General features: G+C 34.3%; 17 protein-coding genes. 10 read left to right on the top strand and 7 right to left on the bottom strand.

What is annotated here, in order from left to right:
- Nucleotides 1–20 precede the first annotated feature (20 nt).
- From gabR to PYW44_RS01315, 3 genes are all read right to left on the bottom strand, one after another.
- The gene (gene gabR / locus PYW44_RS01325; RefSeq protein WP_115075936.1) at nt 21–1,406 is read right to left on the bottom strand and encodes a MocR-like transcriptional regulator GabR; all 1,386 of its coding nucleotides are present in this window, start codon (nt 1,404–1,406) and stop codon (nt 21–23) included.
- Between the two features lie 176 nt (nt 1,407–1,582).
- A complete protein-coding gene (cls, locus tag PYW44_RS01320) occupies nt 1,583–3,067 on the bottom strand; it encodes a cardiolipin synthase (protein WP_002506514.1) in 1,485 nt (494 codons plus the stop codon).
- Between the two features lie 232 nt (nt 3,068–3,299).
- Nucleotides 3,300–4,493 (bottom strand): CynX/NimT family MFS transporter, encoded by a 1,194-nt coding sequence (locus tag PYW44_RS01315; RefSeq protein ID WP_046466023.1) that lies wholly within the window; start codon nt 4,491–4,493, stop codon nt 3,300–3,302.
- A gap of 84 nt (nt 4,494–4,577) precedes the next feature.
- On the opposite strand from PYW44_RS01315, the gene PYW44_RS01310 reads away from it, so the two are divergent.
- The 4 genes from PYW44_RS01310 (at nt 4,578) to PYW44_RS01295 (ending at nt 6,570) form a co-directional block, all read left to right on the top strand.
- On the top strand, nt 4,578–5,123 hold the full coding sequence (locus PYW44_RS01310; protein WP_021338874.1) for a helix-turn-helix domain-containing protein: 546 nt from the start codon (nt 4,578–4,580) through the stop codon (nt 5,121–5,123).
- A 236-nt stretch (nt 5,124–5,359) separates the two neighbouring features.
- Nucleotides 5,360–5,560 (top strand): helix-turn-helix transcriptional regulator, encoded by a 201-nt coding sequence (locus PYW44_RS01305; RefSeq protein ID WP_002506511.1) that lies wholly within the window; start codon nt 5,360–5,362, stop codon nt 5,558–5,560.
- Complete coding sequence (locus PYW44_RS01300; protein WP_021338875.1) at nt 5,553–6,080, top strand: hypothetical protein; 528 nt, start codon at nt 5,553–5,555, stop codon at nt 6,078–6,080. The genes PYW44_RS01305 and PYW44_RS01300 overlap by 8 nt, the downstream gene beginning before the upstream one ends.
- Nucleotides 6,070–6,570, top strand: a complete 501-nt coding sequence (locus PYW44_RS01295) for a hypothetical protein (protein ID WP_071562687.1) — start codon at nt 6,070–6,072, stop codon at nt 6,568–6,570. The genes PYW44_RS01300 and PYW44_RS01295 overlap by 11 nt, the downstream gene beginning before the upstream one ends.
- Before the next feature lie 59 nt (nt 6,571–6,629).
- Here PYW44_RS01295 and PYW44_RS01290 read toward each other — a convergent pair whose 3' ends face one another.
- From PYW44_RS01290 to PYW44_RS01275, 4 genes are all read right to left on the bottom strand, one after another.
- Entirely contained in the window at nt 6,630–7,043 is a 414-nt protein-coding gene (locus PYW44_RS01290) for a VOC family protein (RefSeq protein ID WP_115075935.1), read from the bottom strand.
- A gap of 153 nt (nt 7,044–7,196) precedes the next feature.
- Complete coding sequence (locus PYW44_RS01285) at nt 7,197–8,012, bottom strand: pyruvate, water dikinase regulatory protein (RefSeq protein WP_002511617.1); 816 nt, start codon at nt 8,010–8,012, stop codon at nt 7,197–7,199.
- On the bottom strand, nt 8,005–10,638 hold the full coding sequence (ppdK, locus tag PYW44_RS01280) for a pyruvate, phosphate dikinase (protein WP_115075934.1): 2,634 nt from the start codon (nt 10,636–10,638) through the stop codon (nt 8,005–8,007). The genes PYW44_RS01285 and ppdK overlap by 8 nt, the downstream gene beginning before the upstream one ends.
- A gap of 1,106 nt (nt 10,639–11,744) precedes the next feature.
- Nucleotides 11,745–12,824 carry a CdaR family transcriptional regulator gene (locus PYW44_RS01275; protein WP_021338879.1) on the bottom strand — a complete coding sequence of 360 codons (1,080 nt, stop codon included), beginning with the start codon at nt 12,822–12,824 and terminating at the stop codon, nt 11,745–11,747.
- Between the two features lie 133 nt (nt 12,825–12,957).
- Here PYW44_RS01275 and PYW44_RS01270 point away from each other — a divergent pair, with 133 nt between their 5' ends.
- The 6 genes from PYW44_RS01270 to larC are packed head-to-tail and all read left to right on the top strand — an operon-like array spanning nt 12,958 to nt 19,356.
- Nucleotides 12,958–14,088, top strand: coding sequence for a glycerate kinase (locus PYW44_RS01270; protein WP_002506504.1), 1,131 nt, complete (start codon nt 12,958–12,960; stop codon nt 14,086–14,088).
- A 23-nt stretch (nt 14,089–14,111) separates the two neighbouring features.
- Nucleotides 14,112–15,275, top strand: coding sequence for a 2-keto-3-deoxygluconate permease (locus PYW44_RS01265; RefSeq protein WP_021338880.1), 1,164 nt, complete (start codon nt 14,112–14,114; stop codon nt 15,273–15,275).
- Between the two features lie 2 nt (nt 15,276–15,277).
- A complete protein-coding gene (gene larA / locus PYW44_RS01260; protein WP_021338881.1) occupies nt 15,278–16,540 on the top strand; it encodes a nickel-dependent lactate racemase in 1,263 nt (420 codons plus the stop codon).
- Nucleotides 16,541–16,556: 16 nt separating this feature from the next.
- Nucleotides 16,557–17,381 (top strand): ATP-dependent sacrificial sulfur transferase LarE, encoded by an 825-nt coding sequence (gene larE, locus PYW44_RS01255; protein ID WP_021338882.1) that lies wholly within the window; start codon nt 16,557–16,559, stop codon nt 17,379–17,381.
- A 21-nt stretch (nt 17,382–17,402) separates the two neighbouring features.
- Nucleotides 17,403–18,161, top strand: coding sequence for a nickel pincer cofactor biosynthesis protein LarB (gene larB / locus PYW44_RS01250; protein WP_046466027.1), 759 nt, complete (start codon nt 17,403–17,405; stop codon nt 18,159–18,161).
- Nucleotides 18,162–18,177: 16 nt separating this feature from the next.
- Entirely contained in the window at nt 18,178–19,356 is a 1,179-nt protein-coding gene (gene larC, locus PYW44_RS01245; RefSeq protein WP_021338884.1) for a nickel pincer cofactor biosynthesis protein LarC, read from the top strand.
- Nucleotides 19,357–19,432 lie beyond the last annotated feature (76 nt).

Genomic DNA, 19,432 nt, shown 5'->3' with positions numbered 1-19,432 from the left:
AGCAAACTAATGGTACCAGTTTATTCAGAAAGCACTTGTTTCAAACGCTTTACAGCTTCAGGTATCTGTGATTGTTCAATTTTTGAGAAGCCAATAATTAAAATTTTAACCGCCTCATTCTTTTGAAATGTTTTTACAGAAAAGCGTTTAATAGTATAAAGTTCTAATTTTTGTGCTTTTGCGCGTGTTTCAATTTCTGTATATGTATAAGGAGAAACTACTTCTATGATGAAGTGTAAACCTGCGCGTGTATCTTTTATTTGAATGTCATCTTTAAAAACATTTTCTAAATGTTCGATTAATAGAGACCTTCTTTTTCCATATAGTTGATGCATTTTTTTAATATATTTTTCGTAATGACCTTCTTTAATCATTAAATTGAGTGTTAATGCATTTAACATAGAAAAATCTGGTATCATATTATCATTTTGTAATTCAAACTGCTTAATCAATTTTGATGGTAAAATCATATAACTCATACGTAAACCTGGCATTAATGTTTTGGAAAAAGTACCCAAGTAAATCACGCTGTCATTTTTATCAAAACTAAACAATGACGGTATATTGTCTGTTTCATACTTAAACTCACTATCGTAGTCATCTTCTATAACATAGCTATGTGTTTGGCTTGCCCAGTTTAATAAATCGATTCGTCTTGAGACAGGCATAATGGTGCCCATAGGAAACTGGTGAGATGGTGTTACAATAACAGCATTAGGTTGCACTTGTTTGAGCTGATCTATAGATATACCTTTATGATCTAATTCTATTGCTGTGGTTGATGTATTCGTTTGATTTAGTAATGTTCTAAAACGTGAATAACCAGGATTTTCTACAGCAATCGTTACGTTTCTTTCCAATAATTGAATTAACTGCATCAATAAAGTATTCGTTCCTGATCCTATAACGATTTGTTCAGGATGACATTGTATCCCTCTTTGATATGACACAAGTTTTGCAATAGATTGTCTTAGTTCTATTGGGCCCTTAACGTGTGGAATAGTCGACAAATAATAATCATAATCTTGAAATACACGCTTTGTTAACTTTGCCCATGTGTCGACTGGAAATTCTGATATATCTGTACTCATATGGGAAAAAGAGTAATCAAATGTAGTTCGAGTTGTATGTTCGTGGCCCTCTAATGAAATTTGTGCGTCAGGATCGACGATTAATTTATCTAACGGTTCTATAAAATAACCTTTTCGTTCCTTTGTATAAATGTAACCTTCAGCTAATAGCTGTTCGTAAGCTGATTTCACACTGTTCACACTCACATTAAGATGCTTTGCCATATCTCTTTTTGAAGGGATTTTTTCATGACTTTCATATTTGAATGCGAGTATATCATCTTTTAAGCGGTTATATAACTGTCTATAGATATATTGTTCTGTGTCTTGTTGCATAACTACACCCCTTCGCTATATTACAATTTGTTTATGATACACATGGTTAAGTCTACTATACTAATAAAATTGTTTTTTCTATTTTGATTTAAAAAACAACGGTAGCCACCATGAGGTTAACTATCGCTGTTGGTATTGATTTCACGTCAAGAATTATCAGACATTAGAATCAAATATTATAAAATTGGAGATGCTAATTTAGCAATAGATTGTTTAAACTTAATCCAATGTGAACGCTGTTCGTAACGTTCTTCTGTGAGTTCTTTTGAAACTTTAAGGTCTTCAAAGAATGCTTCTTTTAATTGTTCCGCGATTTGCGTGTCATACATAAATGCATTAATTTCAAAGTTTAATTCAAAACTACGAACATCCATATTTGCAGTACCCACGCTTGATACTTCATCATCAATCATAATCATTTTAGAATGGATAAATCCATTCTCATATGTGTAGACTTTCACACCGTCTTTAATCAGCTGAGCTACGCTTGTAATTGTCGCCCAATATACAAATATATGATCAGGTTTACACGGTATAATCAAACGAACATCGACACCAGATTTCGCAGCAATACGCAGGGCATTAATAAACCCTTTATCCGGAATAAAATAAGGACTGTGCATATAGATGGACTTTTTAGCATTCATAATCATCTTCATATATCCAAATTCAATTTGATGCCAATTATCACTTGGTGCACTGGCAGCCAGTTGCATAGACACGTTGCCACCTTGATAGGCATTGTTCGGGAAATATCTTTTATTATATTCTAGCTGTTCACGTTTAGCTTGCGAGTTCCAATCATGTATGAAACTCAATTGTAGTGCATCGACACCGTCGCCTCTCACTCTTAAGTGTGTATCTCTCCAATAGCCAAACTTCTCGTCTAAACCTAAATATTCGTCACCTATATTAAAACCACCTACATAACCTGTCAGTCCATCAATAATTACAATTTTACGGTGATTTCGGTTATTTACTCTAAAGTTTATAAAAGGTATTTTAGATTTGAAAAATGCCTCGACTTGTCCGCCCTCTGACTGAAACTTTTTAAAATTAGAATTATGTACCGATTTAGAACCTACGGCATCATAGAGTAGTTTAACCTCTAGACCTTCTGCAGCTTTTTCTTCTAATATTTCAATAATTTCACTACCTAAGCCGTCTAATTTTAAAACGTAATATTCCATATGAATATAGCGCTTAGCATTGCGTAAATCTTGCTTCATTTGATCATACAAATCATGACCATCTGTGTAAATATCGATATTATTGTTATTACTTAAAAAAGATTGTTCTTTCGTTAATAACGTATTAGCAATATCAGCATGTTTTCTTACAATAGGATTTTTTGAATCACTAATTTTGTTTGTATCATCTTGAAGTTGTGACCGTAACCTTTTCAACCCATCTTCAATTTGATTATGCTCAAATCCGCGTTCACGTTTTTTTCTAACTGCACGTCCGAAGAATATATACACAATAAAACCTAAAATCGGCATAACGAATAATAAGAATAACCATGCCCAAGTTGAGGTCGCATCTCTTCTATCCCTATCTAAAAATACAATAAGTAAAGCGAGCACGATGTTCATTAGAAAAAAGAAAGCTAACACGATTCTATATATCGGACTTATACCTGTATCAAACATCAATTGCATAAAATCACCTCACTACTTCTCTTTTATGAAATCTGTTATTTAAAAATTAAATATTGCATCAAAACTTCCATTTTATTCACATATAAATTGAATGTCATAAATAATAACGTTCAATGAATAATATTTCAATCGATATAATCATTTCAATTATATTCTATTGTGAGTATTTTTACCATTTTAAATACATTTCATTTAATTTATAAAAATATATGACAGCTTATTTTCAAACTATTTATTTTGTTTTGATTGTGCTTGATTGTTCTATAGTACGTTTACGTCCCGCTTGTGAGCCAAATAACGTTATAACAATCGCAGTAATTAATAAAATACTTAGTGAAGCGGTCCATTTACCTGTCATATCATGCAAGATACCAAATAATAACGGACCTACTGCTGCAACAAGATAACCTACTGCTTGAGCCATTCCTGAAAGCTTTGCTGATGTTTGAATATGTTCCGTTCTTAAACTAAAGAACGTATTCACTAAGCCAAACGCAAGACCACCCGCAACGCCGATTAAGATAGTAGAAATGATTGCTAGATTTGGCGCAATTAGCATAATTGTCACACCCACAATAAAACATATACCTGTAATAAAGGTTAAGAAGAATTGCGATTTCATTTTAGTCGCAAATATAGGTGTAATGAAGGTAAATGGAATAATAGCAATCTGCATAATAGATAAATATGCGCCTGCCTCATTAATAGTCATACCACTATGAGATAAATAAGCAGGCAGCCAATTAATCAACGAATAAAATATAAGTGATTGTCCTCCCATAAGTATCGTAATTTGCCATGCTAATGGAGATTTCCACACATTCACACTTTTCCGAGGTAAAGCTGTGGCGGTTTCTTGTGTTCCTTTTAATTGAAATGACCATATAATAATTGTTATAAGTGTGATAATTCCTATAACACTTATAGCGATATTATAATTAAATGCCTTTACTAAGGGCGCTGTCCCATATGAGGATAAGCCACCAAACACATTCATCACAACGGTATAATATCCCGTCATAATACCGATATGTAGTGGAAATTTCGCCTTAATCATTGCTGGTGCTAGTACATTACCAAATCCGATACCGATACCTATTAGCACTGTTCCTATGTATAACCATGAAATGTCCGTAATTGATCTGACAAGAACACCAATAAAGATTAAACAAAGTGCTAAGAAAATTGTTTTTTCTAATCCCATTTTATTACTTGTTCGAGCAGCAAATAATGAAATCACAGAGAATGCCAATAATGGCACAACTGTTATAACACTGACTGCACTATTAGACATCGCTAAATCTGTCTTAATGTCAGGTAACGCAACACCAATTGAGGTGATCGGTGCTCTTAAGTTAGCGCCTATCAATAAGATTCCTATAAACAATAACCAATTAAATGGTTTTATTTTTCTATACTTTTCCATATTGTACCGCCTTGCTCGCTTTATTTTAAAACAACACAATATATGGTACGATATGTACGTTATATTGTAAATAGGAGGATTCACTTGTATAATATTCAGAATATAGTAGCCAGAAATTTATCTGACTACCGAAAAAAACACAACCTCAGTTTAGATAAAGTTGCAATAGCAACAGGTGTGAGTAAAAACATGCTGAGCCAAATTGAAAAAGGCACTTCTAATCCAACGATTACAACGTTATGGAAAATCGCAAATGGATTACATTTATCATTGTCTCAATTAACAGCGATGAATAATGATAGCGTAGACTTTATTGATGAATCAGATATCATCCCTATCATTGATGAACAAATAGCGATTTATCCTTATTTTCCTTACGACGATAATAAAAAATTTGAAATGTTTAAAATGGAGATACAAGCAGGAGGCAAGATGCTTTCTGAACCTCATCATACTGGGTCTGAAGAATATATTATTGTTAACAAAGGCCAGTTAAAAATAGCAGTCGATACAACAATGTATACGATCAATAGTAATCAAGCTTTCCGCTTCAATAGTGACGTGCCTCATCGTTACTTTAATCTAACTGATGAACCTGTTGTATTTACCGCAACGATTCATTATCAATAGAACATTCAATTTAATCCTCATAATATTATGAGCCATTAGTCTCCTAACAGAAATCTAATGGCTCATTTTGTATTCAAGATATTTTAGAGTCTTGTTGATTCCTTAGGCATTTCGTCATGAATCTTTCATAAGCTAAAATAGCTTATAGTGTCGTGTATATTTGACACATACTCTCATGTCATATATATTGTACATGTAATATATATTTGACACTAAAGAAGGGTAATAAATCTATTATGAATAAAGTTAAAAACTTTCGTACTGCTAAAAACATGTCACAGCTCACACTTGCGCGTTCAGTAGAAGTATCTCGTCAAACCATTAATATGATTGAAAACGATAAATATAATCCCTCGCTTAATTTATGTATAAAGATTGCTAAAGCATTAGATGTCACCTTAAATGACTTATTTTGGGAGGATGATAATCATGAATAATAAAGATAAATGGCTTTATCAAAGATTTGCAGGAACAACGAACTATCCCGATGAATATCAAAGACATGAAATTGACAAATTACTTGCTAAACTTTCAATTATTTCACTATACATATTCTTATCTTTACTTTACTTATCTATATTTTTTGATATTGAGCGTTCATTTATTTCACCTTTTAGTATAGGCGGTATCATATTGATAATTATATTGGCATGCAGGATGTCTATGAGTCATTTTGCAGCAGATGCCCTTACAATAGAAGTTACTGATAAAGAAACGTATCATCAAACATTAAAAAATTCACGTAATAAGAGAATTATATTTCTTATTGTAGCAATCATTTATATACTACTTGTTAACTCAGTCATTGCTCCAATGCTTGCAGGAAACGCATTGAATATGGAACGTCTAACTGACTTAAACACATTTTTCCCTGTAATAGTTATTGCAGTATTTACAATTGCTAAAGATTCACGTGTAAAACTTATTGATCAAAAGGAGACGTATAATGGAAAATAACAAGTTACTTCGTTTAATTCCTAACTTCAGGTTTACTGATGAATATGAAAGACAGCAATTACTTCATGAATACGCTAAATATTTTGTGTGGCTATTTTGGGGCATCATGATTATTTCTGTAGCAGATATATGGATAGAATTTTACTTACACCGTATACCTATCTTAGGTATTTTAGGTTTTGCTTTAATTATGATATTATCTCTAATTATGATCATCGCTATTAGAAGCAAAAAAATAGATGTAGTAGAGGCTTATTCAGAAGAATCATTGAAAAAAGAGATGAAGAAAGTGCGTAATGGGAGTTATATTTTTGCTGGAATGATGTTCTTGATTGCAAACTTTAATCAATATATTCTCCCTTTTATTATACATAGTATGCTTCCTGAGAAATCTGATATACTGACTAACTTATTCATTTCTATTGGATGCGCCATTATAGCCGGCTTGTTTGTTTATACCCTTGGTCGCAGAAAGGTTACGCGTGCCTAAATGGATAAATAAATATAAAGAACCACGTACTCATAAATAATTGAGCACGTGGTTTTATACTATGTCGGAAAAGTATAACTTAAATCCCAACCAATATCATATTTATCTACCAGTTTAGCGTACTTAGCACCCCAGAACATATCTGCTAGTTCCATCTGTACCTCTCCACCCTCTTTGAGACGGTTATAAACTTCCTCTATATCTGCTTTATTTTCAAACTCTAACACAATATAGACATTGCGATCTTGTAACATAGTATCATCATCTTTCGGAATATCAGACAGCATAAATATTTGACCATCTACCTCGAGTTGACTATGAATAATTCTATTCGGGTCATCAGCAACTGATTCATTCGCTTCGCCATAAGTCATGATTCCTTTGGTCGTCCCACTTAATATTTCACTATAAAAACCTAGTGCTTCTTTACACGTACCGTTAAAAAACAAGTAAGGTATTACTATTTTAAGCATAGTGACACTCCTTATTAAAAATTTTATATCACTTTAACAGTACCCACTCTCACACATAACTAGTCTCCACCTTTTTAAACAGACACTGACCGACGTCTTAAATATTTCATTCGCTGTGAAACATGATTATAAAATCTAAAATAATAGATGTTATTACAAGAATTTTTCAATATAAAATGCAGATTCTTCGATAGATTTATATTCCGTATTAATCACAGTCGCGTTTAATTTTTCAAAAATTTCCTCAGCATATACTAACTCCTGTCTGATACGTTCAATACTATTGTAATTTGTAGGCCCATGTAATCCTAAAACTTTTACACGTTCATTACGAATATTCAAAATGTAATTAGGACTAGCAGTTAAACCAAATACTTTCAACTTCTTATATTTAAAGACTTCATCTGGTATATCAACTTCTGGTACTAAAGGAATGTTTGCTACTTTATAACCCTTATTCGCTAAATACATACTCAAAGGTGTCTTTGATGTTCTAGAAACTCCAACGATGAGCGCATCCGCTTCGCCAATATCAGTAAAATGCTTACCATCATCATATTTCACTGAGTATTCCATTGCTTCAATTCTTTTAAAATAGTTTTCATCTAATTTGCGTAAAGCGCCACTTTCAAGAATAGGTGAACAATTGGTAAGCTGCTGAATAATCCCTATTAAATCTGACATATAGTCGACATAAGGGATTTGTTCATTTTGTGCGTACTTTTGACCTACTATATTAAATTCTGGGTTCACTAACGTCGTAACAACGACTGCCCCTCGTTCTTTTGCTCGTTTCAAAACATTAATTAATTCTGATTCACTTTTAATAAATGGAAACTTCTTAATCTCTATTTGTGATACTTCTGGAAACTGAGTTAACGTGGCGTGAATCATACGTTGTGCAGTTTCACCAATTGAATCTGATACCACGAACAAAGTGAGTTGTGGTGTTTGTGTATCATTAAACACGTAATCGACCACCTTCAACTTCACTTTGCGCAGTAGAAAGCAATGCGCCTGGCACTCTATACGGAGAGCATGAGACATAATCGATATCTAAATTATTAAAGTATTGTATTGATTTATGGTCACCGCCAAGTTCACCACAAACCCCTATTTTAAGCGTTGGATTGGCAGCTTTCGCTTGTTCCGTTGCTACTTTAACTAATTGTCCTACCCCTTCTACATCTAACGTTTGGAAAGGATCAATATCTATGATGCCTTGTTCAGAATACGCACCAATAAATTTCCCAGCATCGTCACGTGAAAAACCAAATGTTAACTGTGTTAAATCATTCGTACCAAAGCTAAAGAAATCACATTCTTTTGCTAAATCTCCTACAATTAGACAAGCACGTGGTGTTTCAATCATTGTACCTATGAGGTAATTTACAGATTCTCCCGCTTCTTGCTGCAATACTTCAATACGTTCAGTGATTTGTGTCTTTAATGTCGTGAATTCTGCAACAGTTGAAACAAGCGGTATCATGATTTCTGGTTGGCAATCAATACCTTGTACTTTTAATCTTAATGCACTTTCCATAATCGCTTCTACTTGCATGACATATAGTTCAGGATAAGTAATAGCTAAACGACAACCTCTATGACCAAGCATTGGATTCACTTCGTTTAAATTTTCTATATATTGTTCTAATGTTTTTACTGGTACATTTAATTGTCCAGCAACAGATGATTTTTCTTCTGTTGATTTTGGTAAAAATTCATGTAGTGGTGGATCTAATAAACGAATAATTGTCGGACGTTCTCCAGATAGTTTTAATATTTCTTCAAAATCTGCTGTTTGATATTGTTTAATTTCATTTAAAGCTGCGATACGTTTATCTTGTGTATCTGACAGAATGAAACGACGCATTTCAACGAGACGTTCAGGTCCAAAGAACATATGCTCTGTACGTACAAGCCCAATGCCTTTTGCGCCAAATTGATAGCCACCTTGGATATCTTGAGGCGTTTCTGCATTCATACGTACGTCTAATTTTGCTACACCGTCTGACCATTCCATAAACTGTTCGAAAGCTTCACTTCTTTCTGCTTTCATTGTTTCAACTTCTCCAACATAGATGTCCCCTTGAGCGCCATCAACAGATATCATATCGCCTTCGTGCAATGTGCCACCAGGATAATTTACAACTTTATCGACAACATTAATTTCTAAATCTGAACAACCTGTAACACAGCATTTACCCATACCACGTGCTACAACTGCTGCGTGAGAAGTCATTCCGCCATGCGTCGTTACAATTGCTTCACTTGCGACCATACCTTCAATATCTTCAGGTGACGTTTCAGGGCGCATTAAAATAACACTTTCACCTTGTTCAAATTGTATTTTAGCTGTTTCTGCTGAAAAGACAATTTTTCCACTCGCTGCACCTGGACTGGCTGGCAAGCCTAATTTAGAAATAACTGAAGCATGATCTAGCGCTGTTTTATCAAAATTAGGATGCAATAATTGATCAATCGATTTTACTTCGACATTCATCACAGCTTCTTCTTTTGTAATTACACCTTCTTCAACTAAATCTACTGCAATGTGAATCGCTGCATTCGCTGTACGTTTGCCATTACGCGTTTGTAAAATATAGAGCTGTTCATTCTCAATCGTAAATTCTATATCTTGCATATCTTTATAATGTGTCTCTAAACGTTGCGATACATCTACAAATTGTTGATGCACATGTGGCATTTGATCTTTTAATGATTCTATATCTTTAGGTGTACGTATACCAGCTACGACATCTTCACCTTGTGCATTTAATAAATATTCACCAAATAATTTCGCTTCTCCAGTGACAGGATTACGTGTAAACGCAACACCTGTGCCACTGCGTTCGCCACTATTGCCAAATACCATTTCTTGAATATTAACTGCAGTACCTATATCATGTGGAATTTCATTTAATTCTCGGTAGACTCGAGCACGATCGTTATCCCACGATTTGAATACTGCTTCAATTGCTTCTGTTAGTTGATCAAATGGTTCTTGTGGAAATGGTTTGTATACTTCATCTAAATAGACACCTTTAAAATGTTCACAAATTTCTTGTAACCCTTCTGCCGGAATATCAGCATCATTTTGATATTCATGTTGCGTTTTATAAGCATTAAAATATGTATCAAATGCATTCATTGGTATGCCATATACGACCTCACCAAACATTTGTAACAATCTACGGTAACAGTCATAAGCAAAACGAGCATCATTTGTTTTCGCTGCTAATTTTTTCACATTATCATCATTTAGCCCTAAGTTCAAAATTGTATCCATCATACCAGGCATAGATATTTTCGCTCCACTACGTACTGAAACAAGTAATAATTGTTCCTCAGATGAAAATGATTTTTCTGTACGTTGAGAAAATGCTGCTAATTGACTATTCAATTGTTCTGATAATGCTTCAGGCACTTTAGAACCATGTTTCAAGTATTCAATACACGCTTCAGTTGTAAGCGTGAAACCATCTGGAACAGGTAACCCTAAGCGTTTCATTTCAGCCAAATTGGCCCCTTTGCCACCTAGTAAATCTTTCATTGATTTTTGACCTTCGTCAAATGCATAAATATATTTTGTCATACTAAATCACCCCTATTTTGAAATACGTTATACTAATTGTTATTGAGTATGTCATATTAAAAAGCAAAAAACAACTATAATATTTGAAAATTTGGAAAATATATTTATTTTTTCTTTATTACAAATTCATCTGATTCAAACAAATGGTAGCTGCTTTAAACACAAAAAAGCCCAAGCAATCATTATTAATGTATTGCTTGGAACTTCTTATGTTCACCAGTTTATCGTCATATTTGAATGTAAGATATCATTTAATTTACTATGCAACTATGATGCTTACAATATAAGGAACCTGCTTCATAGGTAGCTTTCATATCACCATCAATGAAATGTTATATTTCTATCAATCATAAAACGCACAGTTAATCTATTTAATATTTTCATTTGATATAAACTGGTTCTATTTATTGATAAATGTTAAAAGATTAAGTGAGTTAAATAGATAGATTTGTGCTATATAAACAATCTAACATTTATAACTTGTGGCATTTACAATCATTCAAAATGACATGTTACAGACCAAATGTCTGCTTTAAAGTAGGTGAATATTTAATATATAATCATTTGATAAAGTGATAAAGAGGTATACTTGCAATTGAATTATGTCGCGAGTAACAAAGGTGGAAATTATTAGTTTTGAATATGCTCAACTTTTAAGTTGAAAATAAGGTGCTACTTCCTCTGTAGTGTAATACTTATTTTATAGCTTCGTGCTTTGCAAAATACTTTTCTAAACAATAACTTTTATTTCGGCTATATCTTGTTCACGCTCCTTCATCTTGAAATACACCAATGACACATTGATGTGAGTTATTACTTAACAACTCAATAATGGCGCCATTTCCAAAACAAAATTTCAAACTGAAAACAAAACGTTTTGCATCTATAAAGATTTTCATTATTTATTTTATAGAATTATTTAGCAATAACTTAATTTTATTATATTGTCGTTCGTGTAATTTGTAAAGTGGTTTTTAATAATTTTCTAAAAATTGAAGTTCTAATATTTTACACCCATTACAATTTGAAAATTCAATCATGATAAATATCAAAATTCTAAATTTTATAATCATTTGCTTTTCAAATCACACCTATCTATTCTCGCCTTAACACCACATTGCAATTTGTAATTTCAATGCCTCAGAATACTTTTTAGGGTTCAATCCTGTAACTGTTTTACATTTTTCTAACCTATATAACAGTGTATTTCTATGAATGTATAAGTGCTTTGCTGTTTGCGAGATATTCAAATTGTTATGAAAAAATATTTTCAATGTTGCAATACTTTGCTCATCTAAATCCCCTATTATTCTTTTTTTGAATCGTTCTCTAATTTCGCTGTCGATTTGATATAACAGTGTTTTTTCTTCTACCTCTTCAAATGATACAAGTGGTGCTGATTGCTCATTTAACATAAATACGAGCTCACATTCTTCATACGCTTTTTTAAAATCATTTAAATTTGTAAATATAAGACTTGAGGTCATATGCACTTCTAATTGTAAGTCTTTAAACATTTGATGAATTCGATTTATTTTCACATCTAATGCACATCGGTCTTCATCAGTAGCAAGAATTACGATACGGTTATGATTCGTAAACGCAATGACAAAAGAACTAGGGTCAATCTTACTTGCTAATGTACGCACGGTGCTGTTCTTAGAGAATATTTGTTTTTCAATATTGATGATAATGCATTTGCCGAATGTTAATAGATTAGTATTAAGTTGATTACTCAAATGTTGAATAAATGATTTTGACGGTTCACTTTTCAGCAATTCTTCTATAAATAACTCCTGACTACGTATATTCCCCTCTAATTCGTATGTAAAATAATTTTGGTATAGCAATAATTCCGTAGACATTTTCACTAAATCTAATACATGGGTGAGTTTTTCAGGATCACCTGTTATACCAATCACACCGACGATGTTATCTTGAAAAATAATCGGTAAATTTACGCCTGGTTGTGTTCCTTCTAATGTCGCACTATCTTCCTTTGATAATATAACTGTTTCTTCTCGTTCTAATACTTTACGTGCACCTTCATGAATTGTGCCTACACGTTTTTTATCAAATGATGCTATGATTTCTCCGTTAAAATTCATGATATTAATATTGCTCTGTGTTCTTTTAGCTGTTTCTTCTACAATTAATGTTGCCATTTCCTCTGTGAGTATATTCATATTTTCACCACTTATCGTTTTTATACAAAATTATAGATTTATATTTGTATAGTTTAACTCTATTTTCAATAAAATAAAATCGATACAATGAAATAATAAACAAAAGTAAGCGTTTACAAAGGAGGATTCACAAGTGAAAATCATTTTAGCACCGGATTCATTTAAAGGGAGTATGACAGCAACCCAAGTCTCAAAATATATGGCAGACAGCATTACAGAAGTATATCCACAAGCTGACATACATGCTTTACCCGTTGGTGATGGCGGCGAAGGTACGATGGAAGCACTAGTGAATGCCACAAACGGAAGCTTTCATACTGCTTCAGTAACAGGTCCTCTTGGAAATCATGTAACTGCTCAATATGGTGTGCTCGGTGACGACACATGCGTAATTGAAATGGCAGAAGCTTCTGGGCTAAAACATTTAACTGATGACACTTTAAATGCTATGACAACAACGACTTATGGCACAGGCGAATTAATTTATGACGCTTTAGAAAAAGGTTACAAAAAATTTATTTTAGCTATTGGCGGCTCTGCAACAAATGATGCTGGTGCAGGTATGTTACAAGCTATAGGCGCCAAACTATTAGATGAAAACGGCAAAGATATCGCCTTTGGAGGAGGTGCTTTGCAACATATTAAGCAAATAGACTTAAGTCATTTCGACACTAGAATTAAACATTGTGAATTTATTATTGCGACGGATGTTCAAAATCCTTTAATAGGTCCTGACGGCGCTTCACATGTTTTTGGTAAACAAAAAGGTGCCACAGAAGATAATATTAAACAACTTGATGACAATCTCACGCATTGGGCAAATCTTGTAGAAAGAAGTACGAATATGAGGCTTCATGATTTGCCAGGGGCTGGTGCAGCTGGCGGACTAGGAGGTGCTTTCAAAGCATTTTTACCTAGTCATTTTGAAGATGGTATTCAAGTAGTAATAAAACATACGCAATTAGAACAGCTTTTACCAAATGCAGATCTAGTTATTACTGGAGAAGGCAAAATTGATTTTCAAACTTTTTATGGTAAGACACCTATGGGCATCGCAAAATGTGCGAAACAATTTGATGTCCCTGTCATCTTTATCGGAGGCTCTATCGAAGTAGATATAGACCAATTTGATGAGGTTGGTGTGGTAAGTGCTTTTAGTTTAACCGATGGTCCATTGTCACTCGCAGAGACGTTAGCAAATTCGGAAAAATTAATAAAAAAAACGACTAAGAACATCATAAGAACATTTTTCCATAACCACTAGCATAATTAAGGGGATGTTTCGTTATGAGAATTAAAGATACGATTGAAAAAGTACCTGGTGGCTTGATGGTTGTTCCGTTATTATTAGGCGCTGCAATCAACACGATTGATCAATTGCATTTGAATTTTATTACGAATGGTTTGAAATTTTTAGGCGCTCCAAAGACTGAAGAAGGTCATTATGAAATGTTGCAAATTGGGGGATTTTCTCAGGATTTATTTAAAGATAGTGCGCTCGTTTTAATAGCCTTATTTATCTTTTGTGTAGGAAGTCAAATGAATTTAAAAATTGGTGGCAAGGCATTGAAAAAAGGTATGATATTAACATCAACGAAATATTTTTCGGGTTTAGGTGTTGGTCTATTACTTGGCGCTATATTTGATCCATGGACAGGGTTATTCGGTTTATCTACAATAGCAATTATTGCAGCAATGACCAATAGTAACAGCGGAATGTATGCTGCGCTAACAAGTGCATATGGCAACCGCTCTGATATCGGTGGTTTATCTATATTAGCTATTAATGATGGTCCTTTACTTACATTAATATCTTTAGGATTTATCGGTACGAATTTTCCAGTCATTTCTTTCGTTTCTGTGTTATTACCGCTCGCAATAGGTATGCTCTTAGGTAACTTAGATCCTAAAATCGCAGAATTTTTACGACCAGGAGAATCATTACTCATTCCCTTCTTTGCCTTTTCATTAGGAGCAGGAATGAATTTAGCTGAATTCTTTAATTTCTCAGTATTATCTGGTGGCCTCACATTAGCATTGCTTACATTTGTCTGTACAGCTGTGACAGGTGTAATTGCCTTTAAACTATTTAAAGAGAAAAGTGTCATCGGTCCTATTTCAGAATCGTCTACTGCAGGTAACGCCGTTTCTACACCTGCTGCAGTTGTCGCAGCCGCTTCAACTGCTTTAGCTAGTGGTAATTTGAGTCAAAGTGAATTTGCTATGATAGAAAAAGTAGCACCTATCGCGACAGCTCAAATTTCAGTTTCTGCTATTACTACGGCGATTTTATGTCCAATTGCTGTTATCATGGTAGATAAATACCAGAAGCGCAAAGGCATTGATGGCACTCAGGAACATTTTAAAAACGATCACAAAGCATTTCCTAAGTTAAAACAAGCCACAAATACGGCTAATTATGAAAGCGCTTTAAATAAAAAGGAGGATTAACTTTGAAGACTACAATATTATACGGCAAATCAAATGTTGAAGTTGACTTGCCGGAGCAAAGCGTTCTAATTGAACCCAAAAACATTGATCCACTTGAAGATCATGTAACAGCAATACGTACAGCCATAAATAATCCAATTGGCTCAGAACCATTGCAAGACATGGTGAGTGCTAACCAAACTGTATCTATTGTTATTAGTGACATCACACGACCGACACCCAATCACATTCTCGTACCATTACTGATAGAAACATTAGCCCACGTACCTTTAGAAAACTTTGTGATTATCAATGGTACAGGTACACATCGCGATCAAACACGAGAAGAACTTGTACAAATGCTTGGTGAAGACATAGTGAGCAAAGTGAAAATTGTACATAATCATTGTAATGATAAGGATACGCTTAAAAAAGTAGGCCATAGTCAATATGGTTGTGATGTATACCTGAACAAAGATTATGTTGAATCTGACTTTAAAATTGTCACCGGTTTTATCGAACCTCACTTCTTCGCTGGCTTCTCTGGTGGGCCTAAAGGTATTATGCCTGGTATTGCTGGCATAGAAACAATTATGACCTTCCATAACGCTAAAATGATTGGCGATATACGTTCAACTTGGGGCAATATGCAAGATAATCCTGTTCAAAATATGACCCGGGAAATCAATGCAATGTGTAAACCAGACTTTATGCTCAACGTCACGTTGAATAAAGAGAAAGCGATTACCGAAGTATTTGCTGGTGAATTATATGAAGCACATGATAAAGGGTGTGAATATGCCAAAGCACATGCTATGTTCAAGTGTGATGAGCGTTTTGATGTCGTGATTGCTTCTAACTCCGGCTATCCTTTAGATCAAAACTTATATCAAACAGTTAAAGGCATGAGTGCAGCACATAAAGTAGTTAAAGAAGGTGGCACCATTATTATGTTATCTGAATGTAGCGATGGCTATCCTAATCATGGTAATTATGCAGAGATACTAAAAATGGCTGACTCCCCTCAAGGGCTTGTCGACATGATCAGTGATCCTAACTTCGCGATGCTTGACCAATGGCAAGTACAAAAACAAGCCGTGATTCAAACTTTCGCTGATGTTTATTTATATTCTAAACTCAGTGACCAACAAACCAAAGATGCCATGTTACATCCAGTGCATAATATAAATGAGACACTTAAAGCATTAGAAGATAAATATGGAAAAGATATGACGATAGGTGTTATGCCACTCGGACCACTTACTATTCCATACGTAGAATCATAATTTAGGAGGAATCATTATGTTAACTAAAGTATTAACTAAAGAACAACAATTAGAACGTGTATTAAAAGATATGAATCGTGTAATCGTCGCGTTTTCAGGTGGTGTAGATAGCAGCTTTGTATTAAAGAAAGCCATCGATGTACTCGGCACTGATAATGTAAAAGCAGTTATTGTAAAATCCGAGTTATTTAGAAATGAAGAATTTGATCAAGCCCTGCATCTAGGTGAATCACTAAATGCCAATGTGATAGAAACTGAAATTGAAGAATTAAAAGATCCAAATATAGTTGAAAACACACCAAGTAGTTGGTATTACAGTAAACGTTTATTATATTCAAAACTTGAAGACTTGAGAGTAAACTACAACTTTGACTATGTCATCGACGGCATGATTATGGATGATTTAGATGACTTCAGACCTGGACTCAAAGCAAGAACTGAATTCGGTGTTAGAAGTGTGCTACAAGAAATTGAATTATATAAATCTGAAATTAGAGCGTTAAGTAAATCCAATGATCTCCCTGTATGGAATAAGCCTGCTTTGTGTAGCTTGGCTTCTCGAATCCCTTATGGTGAACCTTTAAATTTCACAAAGGTTAACAAAGTAAATGAAGCTGAAAAATTCATTTTAAGCTTAAACATTAATCATGTCAGAGTACGCTATCATAATAATATCGCAAGAATAGAAGTAGACGACACAGATATCCCAGTAGTGATTCAATATAAAAATAAAATTACACTTCGCTTGAAAGAACTTGGTTTTGATTATGTAACCATTGATTTAGAAGGTTATCGTACAGGCAGCATGAATGAAGTCATCAATACACAAGATGAGATTTAACAAAATAAAGGTGGCGAAACTATGACTGAAAACCAAGACACAATAGAGTCATTACTTCTAGCAGTTAAAGAGAACGAGCTTTCCATTACAGAAGCCAAAGATAAATTAAGTCATTATGATGAATTAGGTTTCGCAAAAATTGATTTACACAGAACAAAACGACAAGGCTTTCCTGAAGTTATATTTGGTGAAGGGAAAACTGTAACCCAATTAGACGAAATCGTACACACTTTAATAAAGCATAATGAAGTCATCTTAATTACTAGAATCGATCAAATTAAAGCAGAGAATGTCATTGCTAAGTATCCACAACTTGAATACCATGAGACAGCACGTATCGTTTGTACACCCGTTAATACAATTAACAAAACTGAACATTTTGCAGCAATTATTTGTGCGGGTACATCTGACCTACCTGTAGCTGAAGAAGCGGCTATTACAGCTGAAGTTATGGGTATTTCAGTACAACGCTTTTATGACGTAGGTGTTTCTGGCATCCATCGGCTTTTTGCACATATCGAAAACATTCGTCAAAGCAAGGTGTCCGTAGTTATTGCTGGTATGGAAGGTGCATTGTCTAGCGTCGTTGCCGGCTTAGTGGATCATCCAGTCTTTTCAATACCTACGAGTGTTGGTTACGGCGCCAATTTAGATGGCGTTACCACACTCTTATCTATGGTTAATTCTTGCGCACCTGGCTCGAGCGTACTCAACATCGATAATGGATTTGGTGGTGGCTATAATGCCGCAATGATTATAAATATGATTGAAAATGCTTAGAACGGAGTGAAACATTATGTCCAAAGCGATTTATCTTGATTGTCATGCTGGTATTGCTGGAGATATGCTATTGTCTTCGCTTGTAGATTTGGGTGCAGATGTCACCTTTATTGAAACACAATTAAAAACATTACCGCTCAATCATTTCAAACTTAACTTCTCAACTCAAAACAAACAAGGCATTCAAGCTATGTCACTTAAAATTGATTTCGAAGAAGCACACCATCATAGAAAAGCATCAGATATCTTTAAGATGATTAAAGAGAGTAGCTTACCAAGCAGAGTGAAAGAAAGAAGCCTCCGGGTATTTGACGTGATTGCACACGCAGAAGCTAAAATTCACGGTATGTCTGTTGAAGATGTTCACTTTCATGAAGTTGGCGCTATGGACTCTATCATTGATATTATTGGCGGATGTCTTGCACTAGAAGATTTAGCTATTGATGAACTCTATGCCTCGCCTATCCCAACTGGTAACGGTAAAATCAATATCGCACACGGTGTCTATCCAGTACCTGCACCAGCGACTGCTGAAATACTCAAAGGTATCCCGCTTGCGTCCTTTGATGTTAACAGTGAATTGACAACACCAACTGGCGCTGGTTTTATTAAAGCATTAGTTTCGGAAATCGGTCCTTTACCTGCAGTAACCATGGAGCAAATCGGTTATGGTTGTGGTACGAAAGATTTCGATTTCCCCAATATTTTACGAACAATTGAATATACAGTAAAAGACAACACACCAACACAAGTCCAAGTGATAGAGTGTCAGATTGATGATATGACACCAGAGATGCTCGGTTTCTTTATCGAACAAGTACTGGATGACGGTGCGCTAGATGCTTACTTCACTCCAATTACGATGAAGAAAAGTAGACCCGCAACACAACTTACAGTGATTAGTAAATTTGATGACGCACAATACTTTGAGAATTATATACTTAAAAATACAAGCTCTTTAGGTGTAAGAAGTTATGCAGTCAATCGCAAAATTCTCCATCGCCAGTTTCAAACAATTCACACAAAGTATGGTGCTATATTAGTAAAAATAGGCATGATGGATAATAAAATTATCAAAGCGAAACCAGAATTTGAAGATGTAAAAAATGCAGCAATCCAATCTGGCAAAACTTTCTCAACTGTATACAATGAAATTCAGCACGAAGTTCATAACCACATTAAAATAGAAGATTAAAATAGTCTATCACGAGCTAAAGACTACAGGCTGAGGCTGTACCCTCGGAAAACACACACAAAAGACTGCTCCAAAA

This window comes from Staphylococcus equorum (genome assembly GCF_029024965.1).
Classification (GTDB): Bacteria; Bacillota; Bacilli; order Staphylococcales; family Staphylococcaceae; genus Staphylococcus; species Staphylococcus equorum.
Note: the sequence above shows the minus strand (reverse complement) of the source record. Positions and strands in the feature narration are given on the sequence as shown.